Source organism: bacterium, assembly GCA_035370465.1.
Taxonomy (GTDB): Bacteria; Ratteibacteria; UBA8468; order B48-G9; family JAFGKM01; genus JAGGVW01.
The window spans coordinates 1-8,499 of sequence record DAOOVW010000027.1 but is presented as its reverse complement, the minus strand read 5'-3'; the positions used below and the strand labels follow the sequence as shown (position 1 = coordinate 8,499).

11 protein-coding genes and 1 rRNA gene are annotated in these 8,499 nt (G+C 28.3%); 10 read left to right on the top strand and 2 right to left on the bottom strand.

Annotated elements, in window-relative coordinates; genetic code table 11:
- The first annotated feature begins 134 nt into the window (after positions 1-134).
- Genes bamD through PLW95_05035 form a run of 3 tightly spaced genes read left to right on the top strand, consistent with a single transcriptional unit; the run spans position 135 to position 2,149 of the window.
- Positions 135-1,061 (top strand): outer membrane protein assembly factor BamD, encoded by a 927-nt coding sequence (gene bamD / locus PLW95_05045; GenBank protein ID HOV22031.1) that lies wholly within the window; start codon positions 135-137, stop codon positions 1,059-1,061.
- Positions 1,024-1,521: a hypothetical protein gene (locus PLW95_05040; GenBank protein ID HOV22030.1), complete on the top strand. Its 498-nt coding sequence runs from the start codon at positions 1,024-1,026 to the stop codon at positions 1,519-1,521. Before bamD ends, PLW95_05040 begins: the two co-directional genes overlap by 38 nt.
- Positions 1,505-2,149 (top strand): hypothetical protein, encoded by a 645-nt coding sequence (locus tag PLW95_05035; protein ID HOV22029.1) that lies wholly within the window; start codon positions 1,505-1,507, stop codon positions 2,147-2,149. Before PLW95_05040 ends, PLW95_05035 begins: the two co-directional genes overlap by 17 nt.
- Here the strand turns inward: PLW95_05035 and rpsT are convergent.
- Positions 2,134-2,424: a 30S ribosomal protein S20 gene (gene rpsT / locus PLW95_05030; GenBank protein ID HOV22028.1), complete on the bottom strand. Its 291-nt coding sequence runs from the start codon at positions 2,422-2,424 to the stop codon at positions 2,134-2,136. The two genes, PLW95_05035 and rpsT, sit on opposite strands and share 16 nt — an antisense overlap.
- Before the next feature lie 88 nt (positions 2,425-2,512).
- Between rpsT and PLW95_05025 the strand changes: the two genes are divergently transcribed.
- The 7 genes from PLW95_05025 to queC all read left to right on the top strand — a co-directional run bounded on the left by PLW95_05025 (position 2,513) and on the right by queC (position 7,829).
- Positions 2,513-3,040, top strand: coding sequence for an RNA polymerase sigma factor (locus PLW95_05025; GenBank protein HOV22027.1), 528 nt, complete (start codon positions 2,513-2,515; stop codon positions 3,038-3,040).
- Positions 3,021-3,506 carry a zf-HC2 domain-containing protein gene (locus PLW95_05020; GenBank protein ID HOV22026.1) on the top strand — a complete coding sequence of 162 codons (486 nt, stop codon included), beginning with the start codon at positions 3,021-3,023 and terminating at the stop codon, positions 3,504-3,506. The genes PLW95_05025 and PLW95_05020 overlap by 20 nt, the downstream gene beginning before the upstream one ends.
- A 41-nt stretch (positions 3,507-3,547) precedes the next feature.
- Complete coding sequence (locus PLW95_05015) at positions 3,548-4,138, top strand: SagB/ThcOx family dehydrogenase (protein HOV22025.1); 591 nt, start codon at positions 3,548-3,550, stop codon at positions 4,136-4,138.
- Positions 4,131-5,828: a DNA polymerase/3'-5' exonuclease PolX gene (gene polX / locus PLW95_05010; GenBank protein HOV22024.1), complete on the top strand. Its 1,698-nt coding sequence runs from the start codon at positions 4,131-4,133 to the stop codon at positions 5,826-5,828. The genes PLW95_05015 and polX overlap by 8 nt, the downstream gene beginning before the upstream one ends.
- Positions 5,829-6,044: 216 nt before the next feature.
- A 5S ribosomal RNA gene (gene rrf, locus PLW95_05005) occupies positions 6,045-6,160 on the top strand.
- Positions 6,161-6,246: 86 nt separating this feature from the next.
- Positions 6,247-7,122, top strand: a complete 876-nt coding sequence (xerC, locus tag PLW95_05000) for a tyrosine recombinase XerC (GenBank protein ID HOV22023.1) — start codon at positions 6,247-6,249, stop codon at positions 7,120-7,122.
- A 44-nt stretch (positions 7,123-7,166) separates the two neighbouring features.
- On the top strand, positions 7,167-7,829 hold the full coding sequence (gene queC / locus PLW95_04995) for a 7-cyano-7-deazaguanine synthase QueC (protein HOV22022.1): 663 nt from the start codon (positions 7,167-7,169) through the stop codon (positions 7,827-7,829).
- A gap of 2 nt (positions 7,830-7,831) precedes the next feature.
- On the opposite strand, the gene PLW95_04990 is transcribed toward queC, so the two are convergent.
- Positions 7,832-8,263 (bottom strand): hypothetical protein, encoded by a 432-nt coding sequence (locus PLW95_04990; protein HOV22021.1) that lies wholly within the window; start codon positions 8,261-8,263, stop codon positions 7,832-7,834.
- Positions 8,264-8,499: the final 236 nt, after the last annotated feature.

The window sequence follows — 8,499 nt, the reverse complement described above, 5'->3', positions numbered from 1 at the left end:
CATCCCTCTAAACTTCCTGTGTAGAACAATCCCCTCACTCACCCTGTTTAGCAATTTTCTTGCTTATTTGACACATCTATTATTTTGTGGAAAATATTATAAAGATAAAAGTAAAATTATAATATAGGAGATAAATGAAAAGAATTTTTGTTATTTTTGTTTTATTTTTTGCTTTTGCTTTTTCTTGTTTTGCTTATTGGGAATGGACACCTCAAACAGGAAAGTGGGTAAATCCAAAATATGCAGTAAAGGACACCCCAAAAGAGCAATTTGAATATGCAGAAAAATTCAGGCAAGAAGGGAATATTGAAAAAGCGATAAGGGAACATAAAAAGTTGTTAGAGCATTATAAAAATTCAGAATATGCTCCTAAATCATGCTTTGCTCTTGGTGAAATTTATTATAATCAGGGTGAATATAAAAAGGCATTTGACTATTATCAACAAATTATTGATAAATATCCACAGTCAGAACTTATATTTGAAGCAATAAAAAAACAATCAGAAATAGGGACAAAGTATCTTTCCATTGAAAATAAATGGCAATTACCATTTTTAAAATCCCGCAAAGAAGAGAAAGGATCCCTACTTGAAAAAGTTGTGGATAATAGCCCTTATAGTAAAGAAGCACCTGAAAGGTTATTCAATTTAGGTGTGTTTTATATGGATGTGAAAAACTATGAAAGGGCAGAAGATATATTTAGAAGAATTATAGAAACATACCCTGAAAATCCAATAATAGAAAAAGCAAATTTCTTTCTCATAAAATCAGAGTATCTTGCAATTCCTGATGTGAACTATGATATTGAGAAACTTGAAAAAGTGGGAAATGATATATCTTTTTTTATAGAAGAATATCCTGATAGTACTTATAACCAGGAGCTTCAAAAATTGGCAGATAAAATAGAAAATGAAAAAGCAAAAAGGTATTATGAAATTGCCTCCCTTTACGAAAGAATGGGGAAAAAGGGACCTTCTTTATTTTATTATAGAAAAATTGTAGAGAATTATCCTGAAACAGAATATGGACAAAAAGCAAAAAAGAAAATTAGCTCTCATTAGTTTATTACTTCTTTTATTTTCTGGATGTGGTTATAAGTTTTTAAATAAGGGAAGTGAAAAGGTTTATATAAAGAAAATTGAAAATTTGACATTACAGCCAAAACTCCAAATGTATCTATATAACAACCTGACAGATGTAATAATTAATTATCCATCTTTTACACTTACTTCATCAGAAGATAATGCTGATTATGTTTTGACAATTCTGCTTAATAAAATAAATAGAACTCCTCTTTTTTATGACAAATATGATAGTGATGAAATTGTAAGTAGTAAATTGACAGTGGAAGGTGAAGTTTTGCTTGAAAGAAATGGTGAGGTTTTCAAAAAAAGTTTTGTTCAGTTCATCTCATATCCTCTTTCCAATTCCTATGATGAAGAAAAAGTTCTTAATGATATTACTAAAAAAATAGCAATAAAAGTTTACACAATTATTTTAGAAAATGAAGAAAGAAAATAAAAAAGAAAATTTGTTTGTTATTGTTGGAGTTGAAAACACATCAAAATTTGAAGAAATTTATAAGAATTTAGAAGAAAAATATAAATTCACTGATTTTGATAAAAAAGTTTTTTATGGTGGAGAAGTAACTACCAAAGATATAATTGAAGAAGTCGATTTCCTCCCTGTTTTTTCTGAAAAAAAACTTATTATTATTAAGAATGTTGAAAATCTTCTGAAAAGTGAATGTGAAAAATTAGAAGAAATTATTGAAAAGGCAAAAGATGTTATTTTTATTTTAACAGGAACGGATATAAATATGCCTTTGAAAAAATATGCAGAAGTTTATTCTGCATTTAAAACACAAGAACAGATACTTTTTTCTCAAATTTATTCAATAAGAAAAGAAAATAAGGGAAAATTAAGAAGTTTAATAAGGGAATATGTTTCACAAAGAGAAAAGAATTTTCAAGTTGTTATAGGTGCTGCTAATTTATATTTAAAAAATGTATTTCTAAACAGGAAAAAATTAGATAGAGAAACAATTAAGAAATTTGAGCAACTGCATCAATTAGATTTTTCTTTAAAAATAGGGAAAATTCTCCCAGGAGAGGAACTTGAAATTTTTATTTATTATTTCTTTTCCTGATTTTTGGTGTCTGTTTTATACTTATTTATGTAATGCATAAGTCTACTTTTTTTCCTTGAGCCAGTATTTTTATGAAGAACTCCTTTACCTGTTGCTTTATCTATTTCTTTTATTGCTGTTTTCACATAATTTTCAAGATTCACATTATTTTCAAGAGTTGCTTTTTTTGTTTTCTTAACTATTCTTTTTATTTTTGATTTTATTGCCTTATTCCTTGCTGTTTTTCTCTTTTCTTTTCTTTGTCTTCTTAAAACAGATGTGGTTCTTTTAGCCATTTTTCCTCCTGTTTTTTTATCCTTTTTATTTTGTTCAATTTATTATACTATTTACTAAACTATTTATCAACAAAAAGGTCAAAAAGAAGTGGGTAAGAAAGAAAAATTTGAGGCATTTTATAGAGAATATAGAGATAGATTGTATAGTGTTGCTTTCAGAATGGTGGGAAATAAAGAAGATGGTATTGATATCGTTCAGGAAAGTTTCGTTAAGGCATATCAGAAATGGGATAGTTTTAGAGAGGAAGCGAAGTTTTATACATGGATTTATAGAATAGTCATAAATCTTTCATATGACTACATTAGAAAAAGAAAAAGGGAAAAAATAGGAGAAATTCAGGAAAATATTTTAAAAAGTGAAAAAATTGAAAGTGATAAAATGGTTATTTTAAGAGATATTAAAGATGAAATTCAGAAAGAAATTGAAAATTTAACGCCAAGACAAAAATCAATTTTTATTTTGAAAACATATGAAGAATTGCCATATAAACAGATTGCTGAGATACTTAAATCAAGAGAAGGAACAGTAAAAGCAACTTATTTCCAATCAGTTGAAAAGATAAGGAAAAATCTTAAAGAAAAGGGGGTGCTGAAAAATGTCATGCAAGAAATTTGAAAAGAAATTGGTTGACTTAATTAATAAGGAACTTAATAAAAAAGAGGAAGAACAGATTTTAAAGCATTTAGAAAAATGTGAAAGATGTAAAAATAAATATGATGAGTTGAAAATGGTAATTGAAAAAAGCAAAAAAATAGATATTCCTGTTCTTCCTTCTTCTTGGTGGGATAGCAGGGAAAATTCTATTTTTGAAGTACCTGTTAAAGAAAAGAGGCATATATTTAAAAGGAGATTTGTATTTGCATTGATTTCAATTATTTTTGTTTTTTCTCTTTCTCTTTTTTTCTTTAAATCCCCAAAACAGAGTATTGTGAAAAATGAAGAGAACAATAAATATAGTTTTTATTATGATGTTTTATTTTTACAGGATAATTTATCCTTAAATGAAAATGAAATTCTTCAAATGGTTGATTATTTAGAAGAAGACGAAGCAGAAAAAATTTTGGACTCATTGCTTAAATAGCTTTTCCCTCCTCCCTCTTTTTTAAGGTAAAATAATAAAAAATGGAAAATATAAAATTACCGGAAGTTGAAATTAGTGAAATAGGTGTAGAAGAGGCATTAAAAAGAAGGAAGTCAACAAGAGATTATAAAGATGAAAAATTGACAATAAAAGAAATTTCTCAACTTTTATGGGCATGTGATGGCAAAAATTCTAAAGGTGGAAGAACATCTCCTTCTGCTGGGGCAACATATCCTCTTGAAATATTTCTAATTGCAGGTGAAATAGAAAAAATTGAAAAAGGTTTATATCATTACAATTTTGGGGAACATTCAATTTCCTTAATTAAGAAAGGTGATTTAAGGAATGAAATTTCAAAAAGTGCTTATGAGCAGAGATGCTTAAAAATTGCTCCTGCAATAGTTGTTATATCTGGAATTTTTGAAAAAACAACAGGAAGATATGGGGAAAGAGGTAAAAGATATGTTTATATGGAAGTTGGACATTGTGGGCAGAATTTACATTTACAGGCAGAGGCATTATCTCTTGGAATAGTTATGGTTGGCGCATTTGATGATGAAAAAGTAAAAGGTGTTCTTGGGATTGGTGAAGATGTTTTTTATTTATGCCCAGTAGGTAAAAAAAATGAGTAAAAATACTGAAATTGCTGAAATTTTTGATAAAATTGCTGATGCCCTTGAATTCAAAAATGATAGTTCTTTTAGAATAGGTGCTTATAGGAAAGCAGCAAGGGTTATAAGAGAGCTTACTGAGGATATTGAAGATATATGGAAAAGGAAGGAACTTGAAAATATCCCTGGGATTGGAAAAGGAATGGCAGAAAAAATTGATGAGTATCTAAGTACAGGCAGGATGAAAAAATATGAGGAAGCGATGGAAGGTATTTCTGATGGAATTATTGAATTACTCAATATCCCGAATTTAGGACCAAAAACATTGAATTTGGTCTATAACAAATTAAATGTTAAAAATTTATCTGACCTTGAAAAAGTTATTGAAGATGGTTCACTTGCGAAACTTTTTGGAATGGGAGAGAAGAAAGTTGAGAATATAAAAAGAGGTATAGAACTTTACAAGTTAGGTAAATCAAGAATACCATTGGGAATTGCACTTCCAATAGTTGAAAACATAATTGAAAGTTTAAGAAAATATGCTGATAAAATTTCTCCTGCTGGTTCAATTAGAAGGATGAAAGAAACAATTGGTGATATTGATATTCTTGCAGTAGGGAAAGAAGATATAATTGAGAAATTTGTATCTTTACCAGATGTAAGTGAAATACTTGTAAAAGGAGAAACTAAAGCATCTGTGATTGTAAAAGAAAATAATTTGCAGGTTGATATAAGAGTTATTCCTGATGATTGTTATGGTTCTGCCTTACAATATTTTACTGGTTCCAAAGGTCATAACATAAAATTAAGAACTTTTGCAAAAGAAAATGGATTAAAAATAAGTGAATATGGTGTTTTTAAAAATGATAAGAAAATAGCAGGTAAAACAGAAGAAGATGTTTATAAAGCATTGGGACTTGTCTGGATTCCTCCTGAATTGAGAGAAGATAGAGGTGAAATTGAATTAGCGCAACAAGGTAAATTGCCAAAAATTGTTGAAGAAAAAGAGATAAAAGGTGATTTACATGTACATTCTGAATATTCAGATGGTGTTAATACAATTGAAGAAATTGCTTTATCTGTAAAAAAAATGGGATATGAATATATTGGAATTGCTGACCATTCAAAGACATCAAAAATAGCGGGAGGTCTTGATGAAGATGAATTAAAGAGAAAAAATGAAGAAATAGACAAATTAAATCAAAAAATAAAGGGAATAAAAATATTAAAAGGTGCAGAAGTTGATATTCTTAGTGATGGTTCCCTTGATTATAATGATAAAATCTTAAGAGAACTTGATTATGTAATTGTTGCAATCCATCAGGGTTTTAAGAAAAATGTCGGAGAAAGAATTAAAAAAGCAATAGAAAATCCTTATGTTGATATATTGGCTCATCCAACAGGAAGATTATTAAGCGGAAGAGAGGGATATGATGTTGATATTGAGGAAATTATTGAGTACGCAGAAAAATATAGAGTAATTCTTGAAATAAATTCTTATCCTGACCGACTTGACCTAAATGATATTAATATTTTGAAGGCACTTGGTAAAAATATAAATTTTTCAATTGGAACAGATGCTCATAATATAGGAATGCTAAAATATATTAAATTTGGTGTTGGTATGGCAAGAAGAGGTTTTTTAATATCAAAAAGAATTATCAATACTTATCCATCTGAAAAAATCCCATTTAGAAGAAAAGCATCCTAAAATTCTCATATAATATTAATTCTCTCGTATTTTTTTTATTAGTAATGAAAATTACTTATTACTTTCTTTCCGATGTTTATCTGATGAGTATTTTGGTATGGAAAGGAAAAGAGCAGGAAAGTAAGTCATTTTATTTTCTCTTTTTTTTGTAAATATTTATTATGTCTCAATTCGAAATGTTGACAGATAAGAAAAAGAAGGTAAAATAATAATGTCTCTGGCAACGATAGCGAGAGGGTAACACCCGTTCCCATCCCGAACACGGCAGTTAAGCCTCTCGACGCCGATGGTACTGCCTTCGAGAGGAGGTGGGAGAGTAGGTATTGCCAGAGACATTTTTTTTAGTGATGAAAAGTGGTAGATATTCAGGCAGGTGTCTAAAAGGCATAAAAGTACATTGAAAAAGAAATAAAGAAGAATGAAAAGGTATGTTAAAAAATTTCTTGATTATCTGACATTACAAAGAAATTATTCAGTCAATACAATTAAAGGATATAAAAAAGATATTTCTCAATTTATAAATTTTATAAAAAAAAATAAAATAAATTCTTTTGATGAAATTTCTCACCAACTCCTCATTTCTTATTTAGGGCATTTAAGAAGTTATGGTTATTCTGAAAACACAATTGGTAGAAAAATTGCATCATTAAAATCATTTTTTAAATTTCTAACTACAAGAAAATTGGTAAAATCAAATCCGATTGTTCTTCTTTCTTCCCCAAAAAAAGCAGATAGGTTGCCAAACTTTTTAACACTTGAAGAAGTTGAAAAAATTTTAAATTTACCATTTAAAAATAGTTGGCAATCATTAAGAAATAAAGCAATACTTGAACTTTTATATTCAACAGGAATAAGAGTTGGGGAACTTACTTCTTTAAAAATTGAGGATATAAATTTTTTTGAAGAAGTTATAAAGGTCAGGGGAAAAGGTAAAAAAGAAAGAATTGTGCCAATTGGGAAATATGCTTTAAAGGCATTGATAGAATATATTGAAAAAAGGCCGAATAAAAAGGAAAGAATTGTTTTTCTCAATAAATACAATAAACCTCTGACAGAAAGAAGTGTTGAAAGGATAATTGATAAGTATTCAAAAAAGGCAATTATAAATAAAAAAGTAACACCACATACTTTCAGACATTCTTTTGCAACTCACCTACTTGATAGAGGTGCTGATTTAAGAACAGTTCAAGAACTTCTTGGACATGAAAGAATAACAACCACTCAGATTTATACTCACTTAACAGTAGAAAGATTAAAAGAATTTTATAACAAAACACATCCACGCGCTAAATAACCTACCTTATTAACAATTTTTATTATTTTTTATATAATTTTACTATGAGAAAAGAAAAAGCAGTTTGTTTAATTTCCGGTGGAATGGATAGTTTTGTCTCTGCTGCTATTGCTAAAAATAATGGATATAGGATTTTTTGTTTAACCTTAAATTATGGACAAAAAGGTAAAAAAGAAATTGAATCGGCAAAGAAAGTGGGTAAATTTTTAAAATGTGAAAAACACTTAATTTTAAATTTTGACCTCTCGTGGGTAAAATCAGCACTTACAAGAAAAGAAATAAAAATACCAGAAAAGGTAAAAAGAGAAATACCTTTATCTTATGTTCCAGCAAGAAATACAATTTTACTTTCTGTTGCTGTTGCCTATGCAGAGACAATTGATGCAGATGCAATTTTTATTGGAGTAAATTCTGTTGATTATTCTAATTATCCAGATTGCCGACCACCTTTTATAAAAAAATTTCAGGAAGTTGTTGATATTGCAACAAAAAAAACAATAAATGGCGGAAAAATTAAAATACAAGCACCATTACTTTATTTATCAAAAGCAGATATAGTAAAAAAGGGTATAAAACTCTCACTTGATTTTTCAATTACCTGGTCCTGTTATAAAAGTACTAAAAAACCATGTGGAAAATGTCCAAGTTGCCAACTAAGAAAAAATGCCTTTACCAAAGTAGGAATTTCTGACCCTTTAACTTACTAAAGTTATTTTGTACCTTTTGACATATCAACAATAGGTATTTCATCCTGATTTACATCAATTTCTTTTACTCCTTGTGGAATTGCAGGAACTATTATCTCAAATGAACCACATTTTGGACATTTTGGCATCATAATTTCAGGTGATGGTGGTTCTTCCGTGGGACTTTTTGGAGTATAAGGAATATAAGCAAAAATTGTTCCACATTTCATACATTGGTTAGCAGAATAAGCAGTATTTTCTCCAGTATAAGGTGATTTTACGGGATAATTTATTGTTTCACCAGCTGTAATTGTTTGTTGAAAAACTTTTTTTGCTTTAACATCAACCAGATTTATTCCATAAGTTGGTTTTTTAGGCATCGCTTGTTTAACAATAAAACCCAACGCAGCAAGAATTATAATTACTAAAACTACCATACCTACTTTTTGTTTCATATTCCCTCCTTTTTTATTTTAGAAAATTATCTATATTTTTTCTCTCACGCTTACTTCTTTATAGGATAAAATATTTAATGTGAGAGTTCTTTTATACAACTAATTTTATACTATGTTTAAAATTATATCTAATAATTTTTTTCTATCAATAAAAATTTCCATTTAAATTTTTTCCACTTTATTATATATTTTACCTCTTTTTCCTTAATTTTAAAAAATGAAAGAGGGAATAGATT